This window comes from Porphyromonas loveana, from assembly GCF_003096695.1.
GTDB lineage: Bacteria > Bacteroidota > Bacteroidia > Bacteroidales > Porphyromonadaceae > Porphyromonas > Porphyromonas loveana.
The window spans coordinates 14,131-33,128 of the sequence record NZ_QEKY01000006.1 but is presented as its reverse complement, the minus strand read 5'-3'; the positions used below and the strand labels follow the sequence as shown (position 1 = coordinate 33,128).

The 18,998-nt window shown below is 52.0% G+C and carries 17 protein-coding genes; 10 read left to right on the top strand and 7 right to left on the bottom strand.

Annotated features, from left to right (window positions below):
• Positions 1-207 precede the first annotated feature (207 nt).
• The 3 genes from rplU to serS all read left to right on the top strand — a co-directional run bounded on the left by rplU (position 208) and on the right by serS (position 2,178).
• Positions 208-525, top strand: a complete 318-nt coding sequence (gene rplU / locus C7382_RS04340; protein WP_116679094.1) for a 50S ribosomal protein L21 — start codon at positions 208-210, stop codon at positions 523-525.
• A 26-nt stretch (positions 526-551) separates the two neighbouring features.
• Positions 552-809, top strand: a complete 258-nt coding sequence (gene rpmA / locus C7382_RS04335; RefSeq protein WP_116679093.1) for a 50S ribosomal protein L27 — start codon at positions 552-554, stop codon at positions 807-809.
• A gap of 97 nt (positions 810-906) precedes the next feature.
• Positions 907-2,178 carry a serine--tRNA ligase gene (gene serS / locus C7382_RS04330; protein ID WP_116679092.1) on the top strand — a complete coding sequence of 424 codons (1,272 nt, stop codon included), beginning with the start codon at positions 907-909 and terminating at the stop codon, positions 2,176-2,178.
• Positions 2,179-2,197: 19 nt separating this feature from the next.
• Here serS and C7382_RS04325 read toward each other — a convergent pair whose 3' ends face one another.
• Both C7382_RS04325 and xerD read right to left on the bottom strand, forming a co-directional pair.
• Positions 2,198-4,846 (bottom strand): dipeptidyl-peptidase 3 family protein, encoded by a 2,649-nt coding sequence (locus tag C7382_RS04325; protein ID WP_394342044.1) that lies wholly within the window; start codon positions 4,844-4,846, stop codon positions 2,198-2,200.
• Positions 4,847-5,187: 341 nt separating this feature from the next.
• Positions 5,188-6,120: a site-specific tyrosine recombinase XerD gene (gene xerD, locus C7382_RS04320; protein ID WP_116679091.1), complete on the bottom strand. Its 933-nt coding sequence runs from the start codon at positions 6,118-6,120 to the stop codon at positions 5,188-5,190.
• Positions 6,121-6,191: 71 nt separating this feature from the next.
• On the opposite strand from xerD, the gene C7382_RS04315 reads away from it, so the two are divergent.
• The 7 genes from C7382_RS04315 (at position 6,192) to C7382_RS04285 (ending at position 11,900) form a co-directional block, all read left to right on the top strand.
• Complete coding sequence (locus C7382_RS04315) at positions 6,192-6,617, top strand: type II 3-dehydroquinate dehydratase (RefSeq protein ID WP_116679090.1); 426 nt, start codon at positions 6,192-6,194, stop codon at positions 6,615-6,617.
• Between the two features lie 62 nt (positions 6,618-6,679).
• Positions 6,680-7,444 (top strand): HNH endonuclease, encoded by a 765-nt coding sequence (locus C7382_RS04310; protein WP_116679089.1) that lies wholly within the window; start codon positions 6,680-6,682, stop codon positions 7,442-7,444.
• A 29-nt stretch (positions 7,445-7,473) separates the two neighbouring features.
• Positions 7,474-8,721, top strand: a complete 1,248-nt coding sequence (locus C7382_RS04305; RefSeq protein ID WP_116679088.1) for an HpaII family restriction endonuclease — start codon at positions 7,474-7,476, stop codon at positions 8,719-8,721.
• A 16-nt stretch (positions 8,722-8,737) separates the two neighbouring features.
• On the top strand, positions 8,738-10,156 hold the full coding sequence (gene pyk / locus C7382_RS04300) for a pyruvate kinase (protein WP_116679087.1): 1,419 nt from the start codon (positions 8,738-8,740) through the stop codon (positions 10,154-10,156).
• A complete protein-coding gene (locus tag C7382_RS04295) occupies positions 10,157-10,789 on the top strand; it encodes an O-methyltransferase (protein WP_116679086.1) in 633 nt (210 codons plus the stop codon).
• A gap of 86 nt (positions 10,790-10,875) precedes the next feature.
• Positions 10,876-11,379 (top strand): thiol peroxidase, encoded by a 504-nt coding sequence (gene tpx / locus C7382_RS04290; RefSeq protein ID WP_116679085.1) that lies wholly within the window; start codon positions 10,876-10,878, stop codon positions 11,377-11,379.
• A 119-nt stretch (positions 11,380-11,498) separates the two neighbouring features.
• The gene (locus C7382_RS04285) at positions 11,499-11,900 is read left to right on the top strand and encodes a DoxX family protein (protein ID WP_116679084.1); all 402 of its coding nucleotides are present in this window, start codon (positions 11,499-11,501) and stop codon (positions 11,898-11,900) included.
• Positions 11,901-12,159: 259 nt separating this feature from the next.
• Here the strand turns inward: C7382_RS04285 and C7382_RS04280 are convergent, their stop codons facing one another.
• From C7382_RS04280 to ppdK, 5 genes are all read right to left on the bottom strand, one after another.
• The gene (locus C7382_RS04280; protein ID WP_116679083.1) at positions 12,160-13,017 is read right to left on the bottom strand and encodes a CvfB family protein; all 858 of its coding nucleotides are present in this window, start codon (positions 13,015-13,017) and stop codon (positions 12,160-12,162) included.
• Between the two features lie 10 nt (positions 13,018-13,027).
• Entirely contained in the window at positions 13,028-14,437 is a 1,410-nt protein-coding gene (locus tag C7382_RS04275; protein WP_243405658.1) for a PDZ domain-containing protein, read from the bottom strand.
• 19 nt (positions 14,438-14,456) lie between these two features.
• Positions 14,457-14,960, bottom strand: a complete 504-nt coding sequence (locus C7382_RS04270) for a CinA family protein (RefSeq protein WP_116679081.1) — start codon at positions 14,958-14,960, stop codon at positions 14,457-14,459.
• Positions 14,960-15,985 (bottom strand): tRNA (adenosine(37)-N6)-threonylcarbamoyltransferase complex transferase subunit TsaD, encoded by a 1,026-nt coding sequence (gene tsaD / locus C7382_RS04265; RefSeq protein WP_116679080.1) that lies wholly within the window; start codon positions 15,983-15,985, stop codon positions 14,960-14,962. The genes C7382_RS04270 and tsaD overlap by 1 nt, the downstream gene beginning before the upstream one ends.
• A 182-nt stretch (positions 15,986-16,167) precedes the next feature.
• Entirely contained in the window at positions 16,168-18,894 is a 2,727-nt protein-coding gene (gene ppdK, locus C7382_RS04260) for a pyruvate, phosphate dikinase (RefSeq protein WP_116679079.1), read from the bottom strand.
• Positions 18,895-18,998: the final 104 nt, after the last annotated feature.

Here is an 18,998-nt window from a genome sequence, read left to right as displayed (position 1 = left end):
ATCACCTCGGATTTGTTTTGCCTTCGATGAAATTATCTCGCTATTGGTGTGGGAGACAGCGAAATAGAAAGATTCTCTGTGATTTTTGGCGCGTAATTGTAGGGAAATGTTATCTTTGCGGTCGAAATTCCTATGTATGGTTATAGAAGTGTGCGGCGCACAAACCGTTCCACCATACGGGGCTAACAAGTTTAGTAGTATAAAGTAATGTACGTTATCGTAGACATTCAGGGACAACAGATGAAGGTCGAGCAAGGCCGTCGGTTGTTCGTACACCACATCAAAGATGTAGAAAGTGGTGCGAAAGTAGAGTTCGACAAGGTTCTCCTCGTCGACAACAATGGTGCTGTTACAGTTGGTTCGCCACTGGTATCGGGTGCTAAGGTGGTATGTGAAGTGCTGACTCCTCTTGTAAAGGGAGACAAGGTGCTCATCTTCCACAAGAAGAGAAGAAAAGGATACCGCAAGCTGAATGGCCATCGCCAGCAGTTTACGGAAGTTCTGGTGAAGGAAGTAGTTGCATAAGTTTAACCCGCAAAGTAGAAAGAATCATGGCACATAAAAAAGGTGTTGGTAGTTCCAAGAACGGTCGTGAGTCGGCCAGCAAGCGTCTTGGCGTGAAAGTATACGGTGGAGAAACGGCCAAAGCCGGCAACATTCTGGTTCGTCAGCGTGGTACGGTACACCATCCGGGTGAGAACGTAGGCATCGGTAAGGATCATACCTTGTATGCTCTGAAGTCTGGTGTGGTAGTATTTACCCGCAAGAAGAACGACCGTTCGTACGTTTCGATTAAGGCCGAAGCATAAGGAAAGCGAATACGCTATAGGTTAATCACAACAAGGGGCGAATCTCTATAGGCTGTAACCGCCTTGGAGATTTGCCTTTTGTTTTTTAGGATATTATATGCTGACACTCAAGCAAATCATCGAGGACAGAGACGAAGTGATCCGCCGCTTGGCGATCAAACACTTCGATGCGACCGCCATCCTCGACGAGGTTATCTACCTCGACAAGCAGCGTCGCGAGACCCAGCAGAGTTTGGATGCTTCTTTGGCGGAGCAGAACGCTATCGCCAAGGAGATCGGTGCTTTGATGAAAGCGGGCAAGAAGGATGAGGCTGAGGCCATCCGTGTCCGAGTGGCGGATATGAAAGCCGCCAGTCACGAGCTGGAAGAGAAGAAAGCTGAGCTGGAGAATGAAATCCGCACCCACCTGTTGCTCATCCCCAATCTGCCTCACCCCTCGGTGCCTGAGGGTAATGGAGCAGAAGACAACATCTGCATTTCGTCAGGCGGATCCGTGCCCGATCTTAGCGAACAGAAGCTGCCGCATTGGGAACTGGCCAAGAAATACGATCTCATTGACTTCGAATTGGGTGTCAAGATCACGGGTGCCGGCTTCCCTGTTTACAAGGGTAAGGGGGCGCGCCTGCAGCGTGCGCTCATCAATTTCTTCTTGGACGAGGCTCGCAATGCCGGCTTCACTGAGATAGAACCTCCCTACCTTGTCAATGAAGACTCCGGTTATGGAACCGGACAACTCCCCGACAAGGAAGGGCAGATGTACCATGCCACTGCGGACAACCTCTATCTGATTCCTACGGCTGAGGTCCCCGTGACCAATATCTTCCGCGATGTTATCCTCTCCGAGGACGAATTGCCCGTGCGTCTGACCGCCTATTCGGCTTGCTTCCGTCGCGAAGCCGGTTCGTATGGCAAGGATGTGCGTGGTTTGAATCGTCTGCACCAGTTCAATAAGGTAGAGATCGTCTGCGTCGATAAGCCCGAGCATTCTTATAAGCAGCTCGATCGTATGGTTGACTATGTGGAGAGTCTGGTTGATAAGCTCGGCCTTCCGTGGCGCATCCTGCGCCTCTGCGGAGGTGACATCAGCTTCACTTCGGCACTTACTTACGACTTCGAGGTTTATTCAGCAGCCCAAGAACGTTGGTTGGAGGTTAGCTCCGTGTCCAATTTCGAGAGCTTCCAGGCCAATCGTCTGAAGTGTCGCTACCGCAATGCCGACAAGAAAGTAGAGCTTTGCCACACCCTCAACGGTAGTGCATTGGCTCTGCCGCGTATAGTGGCTGCACTCCTCGAAAACAATCAGACAGCCGAAGGCATCCGCATCCCCGACTGTCTGGTACCCTATACGGGCTTTACGATGATAGATTAGTGACTGCGCTTTCTGCGCATTACTCGCTATAGAAATCGAGCTCGAAGCGAATGTCTTTGCAGAGTTCGTGCAGTACAGGTGCTGTATCTTGGCTCACTTCGGGCAGGAGATGCAGCACCTTCTGTTTTCTTTCCGCTGTGTTGCGGCCGTAGCGTTTGAGCGTGAGTGCGGCAGCACGACGGAGCTCTGTCGTTTCTTTTTCGTCCGTCAGGTATGCGATAGCGCGCATGATGAGCATCTCCTCTGTACCCGCTTCCGGTAGTACGCCTCGCGTCAGCAGTCGGGCCGCGAGCATGAATGCGCCGGTTATCATGGCAGGTGTGGCGGACGGATCCCCCATCCAGCGCCCGATGCTTTGCATGGCGTGGGGCATTTTCTCCAGCAAATTGGCTGTCAGTTGCTCGCGAAGTTCGATGTTCTCAGCTTCTCGGAGCAGCTGCGTGGCCCGCTCATGCGTCAGCTCCCGGGGTGGATAGATCATCGTCGCCAGTATCTTTGTTTCGCGCACGTTGCGTCTCCATAGATAGTCGGCGAGCTGAGCCGTGGCATCGGCCGTGCGTGCCAGCCGTAGCAGATGCTCACGGGTGACACCGAAGTTGATCCCGTACTCCAATCCTTTCTCGCGCATACTGGCGGATAGTACTCCGTCCATCGCTCGTCGTAGGAGTGTGCGCAGTCGGCGAGCTTCTTGTTTGAGCGGACTTTCTGTGGAGAGATAGCCGTACACTTCACCGTAGCGGAGCATTTGCTCGGCATAACCCTCGGTATAAGCTATCTCCACATCCGTCATCACTCCCTCCGTGTTGTAGATCGGTGTCAGCACCGGATTGACGAAACCTTTGTATGGCGCTATCTCCAATGCGGCATAACGCTCCAAAACCTCTCTGTGCAGTGCCGCATCTATGTGTATGGCGTAGCGTTCCACCAAGGCTTTTGCTGCCGGATAGTCCCCTTCGCTCTTGATGCGTTGCACCTCGGCGAGCAATTCGGCGATGATGTTGCGCACGCCTGTGTAGTCGTTGATAGAGAGAACTGTCTTGCCTGTTTCGGCACTAAGGGACATATAGCCCCGAGGTTCCGCCTGTTCCAGAACGTAGCGTGCGATGAGCGCGCGATTGCGCATGTGCGCTTCCTCTATTTTCTCGCCTCGTTTGATGCGCACGAGCTGAGTCATCAGTCCGTTGAGCATATACTTATAGTAGTTAGCCTTATAAGCATCCGGATCGCTCAGGAGCTGCAGCTCCAACATCTTGCTGTCGGCAAGAAAATAGAGAGCGAAGAGGTCGGCTCGCGTCTCTTCGATCGTAGAAGCATGCTCGCGTAGCGCATCGCCCGCGACACCCGGCAGGAGTTGTCCGCTGCCGTGTCCCAAGCATTCGTGCAGATCGGTGTGCAGGCTGTCCGTGAGGTCGGCATGCGCTTCCATAAGGCGGCGCATGGCGGCATCGGGGACGAACTCCTCGTACAATCCCGTGCCGCGGGCTGCATGGTTGTATGCGTCGGTGATATTGTCTATCGTGACAGACTTGGAGCCGTGGCAGGCGCGGATCCAATCAGCATTGGGCAGGTTGATCCCTATCGGCGTGGCCGGATAGCTGTCGCCGGCGATGGTCACCACATTGACCACGGTAGCCGATACGCCGCGCGCCTCTTGCTTGCGGAAGCGCGAGTCGATGGGTGAATGGGCTTCGAACCAACCGGCATGTTCGCTGATGATCCGCGTGCGTTCGCTCGCCTCCTCGTCCCGCATGTGGACGAGTCCTTCCCAACTGCCATGCAGACCGATGGGGTCGGCATATACCTCGGTGAAGCCGTTGATGTAGTCTATCCTCGTCTCTTTGTTTCCCACCCAGTCGATGCAGAAGCGATCGTATAGTCGCAAGTCTCCCGTACGGTAGTAGTCGCTGAGCAGTCGGAGGGCTGTCCGCTGCTGCTCGTTCTCGGCGTATGCCATGCTGTCGGCGAGGGCTGTGATGATATGATCGATAGCTTCGCCGTAGAGCCCGCCTGCGCGGCACACCTCTTCATGGAGTTCGCCCGAGACGGAGCGCGTCAGGCGCGTGTTCAGACCGAAGCTCGGCGGACATTCTTTTTCGCCTTCGGGGAGAGCCTCTTGCAGCGTCCGGTAATAGCTTTCGGCTTCGGCTTGGGTGATGCCCGGAGTGTAGAAATTGACAGCCGATGCAGCTATCAGATCCTTGTCGCCGCTCTGCTCGGTCCGTTTGGGGAGGAAGTCGGCATCGTATAGCACACGCTCCAGCAGTGTCAGCTCCTCAGGTTCCAGTTCTGTAGCCGTATCCCTGAGTGCCGTGCGCAGGTAGTCTGCACTGAAGCGGGCGATAAACTTGCTGCCGCTGTAGTGGTGATGGATACCATTGGCAAACCAAATGCAGAAGAGATACTCTTCCAGCAAGCCAAATTCGTCGGTGCGGGGCTGCTCTCTCAGATGACGGTAGATGCGCTCCATGAGCATACGCACCCATAGATTGTAGCGGCAGTTCTGTACCGTACTGATGTCGCGCCCTCGCAGAGCTGCCTCGGCAAGATGATAGCACAGTATCCTTTGCTCAGGACTCAGTTGCCCAAACCTATCTGCCCTGTAGCTGAGGATTTCTATATCGGCAAATCGGGCTACACGTTCGCCCGACTGAAATTCTTTTTTCTCCATTGTCAGTCTGTTTTGTAGGTCGCTCCGATGATTCGGTCGGTCGGCGTCCGTCACAAAAGTAGGACAAAGGGGCATAATATATTGTTCAGTTCGGAGACGATCGGGAGGCTACACCTTTTTTAACCCTTGGCGGTGCATTGAGTGGGTTGAAGTGTATTTCCCAAAATTATGAGCTGAAAACTCCGAGAATCCGGCGCCAAAAACGATGAGAAGTACGCGCCAAAAGTTTTCAGATCTTGCGCATAAATTTTTCCGAAATGGCGCCAAAATCATTTCATTTTGGCGCGAGTTTTCTCGACCATTCGCGCATGTCGGAGATCATAACACATCTGCACGCTTTTTTACACAAGCGTGTCCGTTTCTTCGGGGGTAGGGCGGTAGGATTGGTTGCGCGGGTGGTAGGTCTCGATTTCGTGTCGGAGGGTCTCTCTGTCGATGTGGGTATAGATCTCCGTCGTGGCTATGCTTTCGTGCCCGAGCATGAGCTGAATGGCTTGGAGATTGGCCCCGCCTTCGAGCAGATGTGTGGCGAAGCTGTGGCGGAAGGTGTGCGGGCTGATGCTCTTATTGATGCCTGCCGCCTCGGCCAGTTGCTTGATGAGGACGAAGACCATAATGCGCGATATGGCTTTGCCTCGATTGCTCAGGAAGACAAATTCCTCCTGTCCGCGTATCGGATCCGGGCGTTCGGGATCGGCCAGATAGCTCCGCAGTTCGGACACAGCTGCCTCACTCATCGGCACGAGACGCTGCTTGCGACCTTTGCCATCGACGCGCAAGAAAGATTCGTTGAGGAAGAGATTGCTGAACTTCAGCCCCGTGAGCTCGCTCACTCGCAGTCCGCAGCTGTAGAGTATCTCCAGCATGGCACGATTGCGCTGCCCTGCAGGGGCTGTCATGTCGATGGCACCGATGAGCCGATCGACCTCCTCGATGGTGAGTACCGTGGGCAGGTGGATGCCTATGCGAGGGCTTTCGAGCAACTCCGTGGGGTCGTTCTCGATATACTCCTCAAGCAGAAGGAAGCGGAAGAAGCTCTTGATGCCGCTGATGATACGCGCTATTGAGCGGGCACTGATGCCGAGATCGTAGAGTTGGGCTATGAGGTGTTGCAGGTCGTCGTAGGTGACTTCTCGGTAGGATTTGTTCTCGGATGTGAGATAAGAGGATAGTTTGTCCAGATCCTTCAGGTAGGCATCCACACTGTTGTGGGTGAGGTGAAGTTCGAGACTGAGGTAGGCTTTGTAGCGATTGTAGAGGCTGTCTTCTATCATTGTCAATTATCTGTACCTTTGTAAGGGGAAAAAACGCCCCAAAAATCCTTCTCCAAAGATAGTCAATCGTTATGAAGCTCATACACATTATCAACGGCCCCAATTTGGCTTCTCTGGGCATGCGAGAACCGGAGATATACGGCAGCCGTTCGTTCGAATCCTATCTCGAAGACCTGCGTCACCTCTATCCCGATGTCTCCATCGATTATTATCAGAGCAATCACGAGGGAGAGCTGATCGATGCACTCTATCGGGCCGAACAGGTGGGGGCTTCGGGCGTCGTGCTCAATGCGGGCGGATATACCCATACGTCGGTGGCTTTGCTGGACGCCATCCGTGCCGTCAGCATTCCCGTGGTGGAGGTGCACATCAGTTCTATCTTCGCTCGCGAAGACTATCGTAGGCAGTCGGTGATAGCACCCGCCTGTCGGGGAATCATATCAGGTTTCGGGCTGGAGAGTTACCGACTGGCCGTAGATTTTTTGGTAAGGGAATAAGCAAACAAATGGCGGCGACGTATAAAGATTAGCCCCCGATCCTACTGTAATTGAAATAGACGATGCTCAGGACAAATTGGACCAAAGAGGAAACCATCATTGCCTTTAATGTGTATTGCAAGGTACCCTTCAAGGCAAGTAGCAAGACCCATCCTATCATTATTGCGTATGCAAAGATACTTGGGCGTACGCCTTCGGCTCTGAATATGAAGATCGGTAATTTCGGACGTTTGGATCCTGAGTTGAAGAAACAAGGCATCACAGGACTAACTAATGGAAGCAAGCTGGAGGAAGAAGTGTGGAATGAGTTCAATGGTGATTGGGAGCGTCTTTCGTATGAGAGCGAAGAGCTTATCGCAAAGTTCCAGAATAGGAAAATAGAAGAAAGCAACGGTATTGTCCTGCAGGACTTACCCGAAGGTAAGGACCGAGAAGCCGTTGTGAAGACAAGGGTGAACCAAAGCTTTTTCCGAAGTGCAGTCTTGTCATCCTACAATCTCCGTTGTTGTATTACAGGTCTCTCTATTCCTGATCTCCTTGTTGCGAGTCATATCAAGCCTTGGGCAATAGATCAAGATAATAGAACAAATCCTCGTAATGGGTTATGCCTGAACGCTATCCACGACAAGGCTTTCGACTTGGGGTATATCACTGTCACGCCCGAATACAGAGTCTTAGTCTCCGATTACTTCAATGACTACGCGGATGATATTGCTGTCACAGAACTCTTCTATAAGTATCAGAGTCGGCCAATATTCTTGCCTGATAAATTTTTGCCAGCCAAGGAGTTTCTTGATTGGCACATGAACAGTGTGTTTAAGAAATAGCACTATATACGATCCAGTAATTACTCAATATGAGCAATGAAACAAAAATAATAACGGCTATCTCTGACCTTTGGTGTGATGCGGACTTTCTTCATACCATCAATGAGATGGGTATTGATGTACTGCAAATTACTTCGGCTTGCATGGATAAAGATGGCTCTGATTGTGTGATAAAGAATACACATTCAGAGTTGTCGCGCATGAGCATGCTGATGGATACGAACGCATCTATGTTGCAAACAGCGATTTCTGATGAGTCTCTTCCTCCTGTAGAGGGGCAAGACCTGAAAAGGATAACAGATTTGTTCTATCCGATTGTTGAAATCCTCCAAAGAGAAAAAGAAGGAGTATGTAGTAAGAGAATAGAAGATAAGAGTATTGTGATTCTATCTTCTCTAAGCAAGGTTTTGTTTAGGATTCCCGCGACAGAATTTCTTGAAGAGGTCTCGAAGCTATTTGAAACAATCAACAGAGGTAAGAGTGCTGATTTTGTCCTTACCGCTGAGACTTTTGCTATTAAGATTCACTGCCGTCCAAACAAGACAGAGTCTTCAGACAAAACAGATATTCGTATAGTCTTGCATGATAGACGCACGAAGATCAACTCAGAGTTGGGTTTTAGTATAAAATCTCAACTGGGAGGTGATTCTACTCTCTTGAATGCGAGTAAAACAACGAACTTCACATTTAAAATAGTTGGAGCTAATCTGTCTGACGAAGATATCGAACGAATCAATGCGATAAACCCGAAGCAAAATAAGGTTATCAAACGCTTTGATGCGATAAGACGGCATGGAGGAGGCTTGATCTTTGACGGAATAGACAATCAGACCTTTAATGATAATCTCCTTTTGCTTGATGGTGATTTGCCACTAATCATGGCAAGTCTTCTCGTCGAACAGTTGAATACCCGTAAGTCTATGTTGCATGATTTGGTAGATGTATTGGCCGATAAGAATCCACTGAAGTATAATTCTCGGGCATACTCCTTTTATGTGTACAAGATCAAACACCTGCTTACTTCGACAGCCTTGGGAATGATGCCCGGGACATTCTGGAACGGTCGTTATGATGCGAATGGGGGATATTTGGTCGTCAAGAAAGATGGTGATATCCTTTGCTATCATTTCTATGATCGTAACCGCTTCGAGGATTATCTTTTTGCTAATGCCTACTTAGAGAGAGCCAGTACGACACGTCATAACTATGCCTCGATTGTTAAAGAATCGGATGGTTCTCTATCTTTTAAACTCAATCTCCAGATTCGATTACAGTAATTACCAAACAACAACAATGAAACAAACAAAAATAGTAGCGACGATCTCCGGCTTGCGGTGCGATGTGGACTTTCTCCGCTCGCTGTACGAGGCGGGGGTGAATGTACTCCGACTCAATTCGGCTCACATGGATGAGGAGGGCTTCGACCGTGTGATAGACAATGCGCGTGCAGTGTCGCCACACTTGGCCGTGTTGATGGATACGAAAGGTCCTGAGGTGCGGACGACAATCTGTGACGAACCGGTCTCTTTCTCTGCCGGCGATCATGTGCTCATCAAGCCCGATCCCGACCAAAAGACGACGAACAAATGCATAGGCGTTTCCTATCCGCTATTCGTACAAGATGTAGCGGTGGGCAGTCGGATTCTGGTGGACGACGGCGATTTGGAGTTGGAAGTCGTGTCCAAAGGACAGGACAGCCTCGGATGTGTCGTGTTCAACGACTCGGTGCTCGGCAGCAGGAAGAGCGTGAACGTCCCCGGCGTGCGCATCAATCTGCCTTCGCTGACGGAGAAGGACAAGAAGAACATTCAGTATTCTATACGTAAGGGAGTGGACTTCATCGCCCACTCGTTTGTGCGCACCAAGCAGGACGTGCTGGACATTCAGCAGATACTCGATGCCGAGGGTAGCGACATTAAGATCATTGCCAAGATCGAGAACCAAGAAGGGGTGGACAACATTGACGAAATTCTCGATGTGGCCTATGGCGTGATGATCGCTCGCGGCGATCTCGGCATAGAAGTGCCGCAGGAGAAGATACCGGCCATCCAACGTATGCTGATACGCAAGTGTGTGGAGCGCAAGAGTCCGGTGATTGTGGCTACTCAGATGCTCCACTCGATGATCAAGAACCCGCGTCCCACACGTGCCGAAGTGACCGATGTGGCCAATGCGATCTATTATCGCACCGACGCGGTGATGCTCAGCGGCGAAACGGCTTATGGCAAATACCCGTTGGAGGCGGTGCAGACAATGAGCCGCATTATCGAAGAAGCCGAAAAAAGCAAGATAGCTGCCAACGACATCCGCATCTCTTACGATGCCGATGACCTGACGACAACGGCATTCCTCGCCAAACAAGCGGTGAAGAGCGTGGGGAAATTGGGCGTGAAAGCGATCATTACGGATTCTTATACGGGTGCGACGGCTCGTTCGTTGGCGGCGTTTCGCGGACGAGTTCCCGTCTATGCCATCTGTTACGAGGAGTCAGTGATTCGGAAGTTGGCCCTTTCTTATGGTGTGATCACCTCTTACGAACAAGTGCCGGAGGGGCATACGGACGGCCTGAAGGCAGCTTTGCTCCATCTGATAGATGCACAATTCCTGACACCGGAGGATAAGGTGGCCTATATGCGTGGCCTGCGTGGTAAGGATGGTTCTACGACTGCGCTCGAAATAGACCTGGTGAAATATCTGATCTCACGCGAATAAATGACGATAGAAGAGTATATCGAGGGGCATACTTCGCCCGAGCCGCCTTTGCTACAGCGCCTACACCGAGATGCTCATCTGCATCTGATGCGTCCGCGTATGCTTTCGGGGCATTTGCAAGGACGCTTCTTGTCGATGATCGCCCGGCTGATGCGTCCCCGACGCATTCTGGAAATCGGCACCTATACGGGCTATGCGGCTTTGTGTCTGGCGGAGGGCTTGTCCGATGACGGCGTGCTGCACACGCTGGAGCATGACGATGAGATGGAGGACTTCATCCGTACCTATTTGGACGCTTCCGAACTGGGTGCGAAGATCAGACTGCATATCGGTGAGGCGTTAGACCTCTTGCCCGATTTGGTTCGTGCCGAGCAGTTCGATCTGGTCTATATCGATGCGGATAAGAGGCAGTACGTCAGCTATTACGAAGCGATAATCGATCACCTTCCTGCCGGCGCTCTCATCCTGGCCGACAATACCCTTTGGGACGGAAAGGTGGTGGCCGATCCTCTCCCTACCGATGCACAGACGCAGGCGATCCTGCGCTTCAATGATACGATAGCCCGAGACGAACGGGTGGAGAATCTGATCGTGCCCATGCGCGACGGGCTGAGTATGATACGTGTGCGCTGAACAATACGATTGCCTTCTTGTTTTAGGAGTACAAGTGAGACAATTCACAAATGAGTATAAAATATTTCTAACAGGATTATTCAGTTATGGCAACAGTAACATTGCAAGGTAAAATCAACATCAATACGAACGGCCAGCTGCCGAACGTAGGTTCAGTAGCTCCCGACTTTACAGCCGTTAAGGCTGATCTGAGCGAAGTGTCACTTTCGGACTTCAAAGGCCAGAGAGTGGTCATCAATATATTCCCCAGCATTGATACGGGCGTTTGCGCCGCCAGCGTGCGCCGCTTCAACCAAGAGGCTTCTTCGCTCGAGAACACGGTAGTGCTCTGCTTGTCTAAGGACCTGCCGTTTGCACAGGCTCGTTTCTGCGGTGCTGAAGGTCTGGACAAGGTGATAACGGCTTCTGCTTTCCGTTGCGATTGCTTCGAGAAGGGTTATGGCTTGCTCATGACCGACGGTCCTCTCAAGGGTTTGCTCGCTCGTGCCGTGGTTGTAGTGGACGAGAATGGCAAGGTAATCTATCAGGAGTTAGTTCCCGAGATCGCTCAGGAGCCTAATTACGAAGCCGTGATCGCTGCGCTGAAGTAATCGGCCAATAACATAAAACTACAAAGGGCTGTATCGTCAATATCGTTTGCGATGCAGCCCTTTTTCTCTCTCATTTTTTTCAGTATTAACGCTAAATAAAACAACAAATGGATTCAATAATGAAACGAAATACAGATCTCGGCTTGCTGATCCTCCGCGTGGGGGTGAGCGTGCTGATGCTTCTTCACGGCATTGCCAAGCTATTCTCAGGCCTCGGCGGCATCAAATATTTATTGGCTCAGGCCGGATTGCCGGATTTCATGGCCTACGGCGTATTGGTCGGCGAGGTGGTAGCACCTCTTCTGATCCTGATCGGATGGCGTACGCGCCCTGCAGCTTTGGTGTTGGCCGGCAATTGTCTCGTGGCGATGCTCTTGGCTCATAGCGGTCAAATCTTCACGCTGAGCGAACAAGGCGGTTGGGCAGTCGAATTGCTCGGACTCTACTTGATTCCCTCGTTGGCACTTATGTTCACAGGTGCCGGCAAATATGCTCTTTCGTCCACGCATAAGTGGGATTAAGCACTAACTGATCATCCTAATACACGAGGCCGCGCTATAACCCGAGTTATGGCGCGGCCTTGTCGTTTATTGTCGAAAGGAGAGGGCGGCTAACGTCTTGTGTCATCCGATCCCTAAGGCATCCCTCCGGACATCCCCAGGGGGTCCCATCAGACATCCCTAAGGGGTCCCACCAGAGACTCCTTAGGGGTCTCTTCGGACGTCATATTACCGAGTCCGGACAGATAGATGTTAGTTGTAATGATACCGAAAAGGAGGATTATTTCCCTTTCTTCCCATCGGAGAGGGCGATGGTGGTGGGTGTGATGCAGAGAAGACGCTGGCGATAGAGTGCTCCGACGGCCATCTTGAAGGTTTTCTTGCTCATACCCGTGTACTCCTGTATCTCTTCGGGCGAACTTTTATCTCCGATGGGTAGTCGGCCGCCTGCTTTCTGTAATAGGTGCATCAGTCGGTCGCTCTCCGTGTCGATGCGTCCGTAGCCCACACGGTCGAGCGAGAGATCCACCTTGCCGTCGTCACGCAGTCGGACTACGTAGGCTTTGAGCGTGGCTCCTATGGCCAAAGGCATGGGCAGCGTGTCGGCATAGATCAATCCCCAATGTGTGTGATCGACGATCGTGCGGTAGCCCGGGTCGATGCGTTCGTACACCAGTGCCGACACCTCATCACCCGGATTATAGCGCGGAGGCACGTTGCCGAGATGTTTGGAGAGCTTGGCCGAGCCGACGATCTTGCCGCTCACGTGGTCGATGTAGGCATAGATGAAGTACCGACCTCCCTCGCGAATGAGCTGCATCTGCTCGCGGAAGGGTACGAAGAGATCCTTATGAATGCCCCATTCCATATAGGCTCCGCTTTCGGTCGTGGAGACAGCCTGCAGAAGTGCGATCTGACCGACCTCCACATACGGCTGCATGGTCGTGGCGATGAGCCTGCCCTCGTTGTCGTGGTAGATGAAAACCTCCACCTCCATGCCTGCGGCGGCATCCGCGGGGAGGTAACGATTGGGCAATAAAATGTCCGTATCGCCTCCGTCGAGGTAGGCTCCGATGGAGACGATACGGTCAATGGTGAGACGATTGGTCTGTCCTATCCGGAATTTGCGTTTGTTCATCCCGAGCTTATTACTCAAGCGTGATAAACGACTCGTCGCGCAAGACGGGTTGGACGATGATAGATTCGGCTACGCCATTGCGCTGTATTTGGAAGACGCAGGAAGTGATCTCCTGGTCGTTGACGTACGGGCGGAAGAAGAAGAGGTAGGCGAAAGTGGGTTTGTACTTGAGCTGTGTCATCGCACGAACAATTTTCTTGTTGTTCTTCGGCAGCCAATAGCGACAGCCTGCAAGTCCGTTGGCATCGGTGAAGATGTCTTGCTCGGTGCGGTACTTCATCGTGTTCTTAATGAATTCTTTATAGGCTGTTGAATACTCGTCCGAACCCGAGAGGGCGGGGACGCCGTTGATGCTGATGATGCGGTCGCCTGTGCGCAGGCCGGCTTGGGCTGCGGGCGAATTGGGATCCACGGCAGCTACGAGCGAGAGGTCATTGGCTTGGTAGTAGAGGCCCGTATAGAAGTAGCGTTGTGAGCGCATGCGGTAAGTGGGATTCTCACGATAGCGGATGAAGGGGAATTCCATCATCATCAAGGGTACATTGTAGCGAGCATACTCCTGCACGCTGAAGGGGGCAGAGAGGAAATCGTTCGACTCGCACTGCCAGAATATCTGCAGATTATTCTTCGCATTGATCAGACGCACGCCCAACTGAATGACGTAAGGGGCATTGATCTCTTGTGTGCCGGCCGGCATGATGGGGAGCGATACCATCTTCTTTTCTCGGGGCGAATACTGCCAGGAAGACTGGGGCACGCTGCTCTTGAAGGTGGTGAACAGTTTGTTGTTGTCGAAGAGATAGTAAGTATCAACGATAACGTCAGGATTGGTCACGGTCTCTTTCATGCCGAGGGCATTCAGGTAACGTCCTACTTCCTTGTAAACAACATCATCTATTTCAGCAGTCTCGGCCGTCGATGCTGCAAATGAGTAGGTGCGGAGATTGGTGAAGTCTGCCTTCGTGGTCTTCACCTTATAGGGGCGGACGATGCGGCGTTCGCTGGCATCCTCCAGACTGTAGAAGCTGAAAGAGCGAGCCAGTTGTCGCTCGGATAAGATATAACGTGACTGACAGTCGCGGCCCAAGGTGATTGTCTTCGTTCCGCCGAGGTTTGATACTTCTATCTGGGTCGTTTTTCCTTCGGTGAGGAGTCGTTGGAAGTCAGTCTCGTCCAATGATGCCGTGGACTTGCCGGCCACCTTCTCTATTACATCTCCAGGCTTCAGCCCTGCTGCATCTGCAGCACTACCCGGATCTACGGTGATGATCACCGGCCTGTTTGCTCCCCAGTGTTCGTTATAGCTGATTTGGTACTGCATCCCGATGCGGCACACCTGTTCGCTCTGGGTCGCTGATTGAGCCGAAGCGATTGTTGCTGACAGCAATACAGCCGTTGCAAAAGTGAAAAAACGATTCATCTTCATCTCTGCCAATTATTTATTTGTGAGTGATTAGCGATTGTAATTTGTTCTTACAGAGGTCAAATATAGTCAAAAGCGCTTGATGCCCCGCCTCTGCAATGACCTCGGCCCTTGTGCCGCTGATTTGCAAGCAATGCGCCGAAGAACCATCTGCCGTGGCCCAACCTATCCATACCGTCCCCACGGGTATTTCTGTCGAACCTCCGCTCGGTCCGGCAACACCTGTCGTGGAGATACCTATGTCTGCACCGAGCAGACGTCGTACACCCTCGGCCATGGCAAGAGCTACAGGCTCGCACACGGCGGTATATCGTTCTATGTCGGTGGATGAAACGCTGAGGAGCTTTTTCTTGATGTCGTTCTGGTAGGCTACCACTGCGCCGCGGAAGAAAGCCGATGCACCAGCTTGGTGCGTCAGTGCAGCGGCGACGGATCCTCCCGTACAACTCTCAGCTGTGGCAACGGTGAGGCCGGAGGAGGCGAGAAGCGATGTCAGTTCGCTAAGAAACGAAGTGTCCATCAGATCGTGATGCGAGAGAATGGAACGGCATCGATGGAGCAGAAGTCGCCTTGCAGATACTTATAGTAACCCGATATGGCCACCATGGCAGCGTTGTCCGTCGTGTAGGCAAACTTCGGTATGTACACCTTCCATCCATAGCGTCGGGCATGATCGTGGAAGGCATCGCGCAGTCCCGTATTGGCCGACACTCCTCCCGCCACGGCTACCTCTTTAATGCCGTGATCTTTGGCTGCCTGTCGCAGCTTTTTCATTAGGATGTCTATGACAGTATGCTGTAGAGAGGCGCAGAGATCGGCCTTGTTCTTCTCAATGAAGTCGGGATCCAAAGCCAATTCGTCGCGCAGGGTATAGAGGAAGGAGGTCTTCAGTCCGCTGAAGCTGTAGTCATAGCCTCCCACATGAGGACGGGCAAACTGAAATGCTTTGGGATTGCCTTCATTTGCCAGCTTATTGACGATCGGTCCGCCCGGATACCCCAGCCCCATCACTTTGGCGCATTTGTCGAAAGCTTCGCCTGCAGCATCGTCTATCGTCTGGCCTATCACCTTCATGTCGTAGTGCGAACGCACCAAGATGATTTGGGAGTTGCCCCCCGAGACTAATAGGCAGAGGAAGGGGAAGCTCGGGTGTTGCACCTCCTCATCCGGTTCACGCAGGAAGTTGGCCAAGACGTGAGCGTGGAGGTGATTGACCTCCAGCATCGGCACCCCGAGCGAGAGGGACAATCCCTTGGCAAAGCTCGTGCCTACCAATAGCGAACCCAATAGTCCGGGTCCACGAGTGAAAGCGATGGCGTCTATGTCCTCTTTCCGGATGCCGGCACGCTTGATGGCTTCGCTGACGACAGGGACGATATTCTGCTGATGGGCGCGCGATGCCAATTCCGGCACCACACCGCCATAGGCATTGTGCACAGCTTGTCCGGCGATCACATTGCTAAGAATGGTCTCGTTGCGAATTACGGCTGCCGATGTGTCGTCGCAGGAGCTCTCGATCCCCAATATGATGACTTCCTTTTTCATTTCTGCTTTTTGGTCTCTCGGTTTCTTTTTACAAAAGAACGAATATTCCCTGAGAATGCCGTTTGCTACTGAATATATAATATTCTTGCAACAGAAAAGAGCAAGTCCCAAATGAGGGACTTGCTCTTTTCTGGTTGGTTGTGACTCGGTTCTTGAGAACAGAGTATAAAACCTTCGAGAGGTTACTTGCCTTCTTCGATCACAGCCTGTGCTGCAGCCAAGCGAGCGATGGGCACGCGGAAAGGTGAGCAGGACACGTAGTTCAAGCCAACCTGATGGCAGAATTTCACAGATGAAGGTTCTCCACCGTGTTCGCCACAGATGCCGCACTTGAGGTTGGGACGAGCCTTGCGGCCGTTCTCCGTCGCCATTCTTACGAGCTGGCCCACACCCTTTTGGTCGAGTACCTGGAAAGGATCCACCTTGAGTATCTTCTTTTCGAGGTAGATGGGGAGGAACGAGGCGATGTCGTCACGTGAGTAACCGAAGGTCATTTGCGTGAGGTCATTTGTGCCGAATGAGAAGAATTCTGCCGATGAGGCAATTCTGTCGGCAGTCAACGCTGCACGCGGTACTTCGATCATTGTACCTACTTGGAATTCTACGCTGTCTCCCTTCTCTTCGAAGAGCTTGGCAGCAGTTGAGCGGATTACCTCTTCCTGTTGCTTGAACTCGTGGAGGATACCTGTGAGCGGCACCATGATTTCAGGCAGACACACTACGCCTTCTTTCTTCAGTTCCAGACAAGCACCGAGGATGGCACGCGTCTGCATCTCTGTGATTTCGGGATAAGTGTTACCCAGACGGCAACCGCGGTGGCCCAACATGGGATTATGCTCCATCAGGTCTTCTACCCGTTTTTGGATGACCTTTACATCCACACCCATCATCTGAGCCATTTCTTCCTGACCCTTCAGATCGTGAGGAACGAACTCATGCAGAGGGGGGTCGAGCAGACGCACATTAACGGGGAAGCCGTTCATGGCTCGGAAGATACCCTTGAAGTCTTCTTGCTGGTAGGGCAAGATCTTAGCCAGGGCGCGTACACGGCCTTCAGTTGTTTCACTCAAGATCATTTCGCGCATAGCCTTGATCTTCTCGCCTTCGAAGAACATATGCTCCGTACGGCAGAGGCCGATACCTACTGCGCCGAAGCTGCGAGCCATCATGGCATCGTGAGGCGTATCTGCATTCGTGCGCACTTTCAGTTTGGCGTATTTGTCTGACAAGGCCATCAGGTCAGCAAAGTCCTGATCCATCTCAGCAGCCTTGGTCTCTACTTCTCCTTCATAGATTTCGCCGGTAGATCCGTTGATAGAGATGTAGTCGCCTTCTTTGAAGAGCGTACCGTCAATCTCTACAGTGCGAGCTTTGTAGTCTATATTGAGCGCACCGGCACCCGATACGCAGCATTTACCCATACCGCGAGCCACTACGGCAGCGTGCGAAGTCATCCCTCCTCGAGCAGTCAGGATACCTTCAGCAGCAGACATGCCGGCCAAGTCCTCAGGTGAAGTTTCCACACGTACCATTACTACGCGTTTGCCGTCTTCCTTCCACTGAGCAGCATCGTCGGCGAAGAATACGATCTGGCCCGTAGCAGCACCCGGAGATGCCGGCAGACCTTTGGTCAGAACGCGTGCTCTGAGTAGAGCAGTCTTATCAAAGACGGGGTGAAGCAGTTCATCCAGTTTGTTAGGCTCTATACGCATCAGAGCTTCTTCTTCCTTGATAACGCCTTGGCGCAGAAGGTCCATGGCGATCTTCACCATAGCAGCACCGGTACGCTTGCCGTTACGGGTCTGGAGGAACCAAAGTTTTCCTTCTTGTACGGTGAACTCCATATCTTGCATATCACGATAGTGATCTTCGAGCTTCTGCTGGAGCATATCGAGTTCCTTATATATCTCAGGCATCACCTCTTCCATAGAAGGATACTTGGCCGCGCGCTCTTCTTCCGAGATGCCTGCTCTTTCGGCCCATCGCTGTGAGCCGATTTTGGTGATCTGCTGTGGTGTACGGATACCGGCTACCACGTCTTCGCCCTGTGCATTGATGAGGTACTCTCCATTGAAGAGATCTTCGCCATTACCGGCATCACGGGAGAAGCAAACACCTGTTGCCGAAGTGTCGCCCATATTACCGAATACCATTGCCTGTACGTTTACAGCTGTTCCCCACTCTGAGGGAATACCTTCCATACGACGATAGAGGATGGCACGCTCGTTCATCCAAGAGTCGAAAACCGACATAATGGCTCCCCACAACTGCTCCTCGGCAGAGAACGGGAAGTCCTTTCCTGTTTGTGCCTTCACGGCAGCCTTGAATCGGCTCACGAGGTCTTTGAGGTTCTCTACAGATAGCTCGTTGTCCAAGTGTACACCATTCTCTTCCTTGACCTTCTCGATTATTTCTTCGAACGGGTCGATGTCTTCTTTATTGGTGGGCTTCATGCCGAGCACTACGTCGCCGTACATCTGCACGAAGCGGCGATAAGAGTCCCAAGCGAAGCGCTCATTGCCGGTCTTGCGCACGATACCGTCCACAACGTCATCGTTGAGGCCGAGGTTGAGGATCGTGTCCATCATACCCGGCATAGAAGCGCGAGCACCTGAACGAACGGATACCAACAGCGGATTCTCCGTGTCGCCAAATTTGGACTTCATCAGTCCTTCGATGTTTTTGATTGCCTCATTCACCTCATCGCGGAGCAGTTCCACCACTTGGTCGCGCCCCAAAGTATAGTATTCCTGACAGACCTCTGTCGTGATTGTAAAACCAGGAGGTACCGGCACGCCGATCAGATTCATTTCGGCCAAGTTGGCCCCTTTACCTCCGAGCAGGTTTTTCATCCCTGCTTCTCCTTCGGCCTTCCCATTGCCGAAGGTATAGACTCTTTTCTTTTCCATTTAGTCCGTTCGTTTGTTGTTATTTTTTGATATTGGTAGTTCTTGTCCTGACACGAAAAGCAACCTTCCCTCATCTTTGTTGTGCTACTGATGCCATTCAGAAA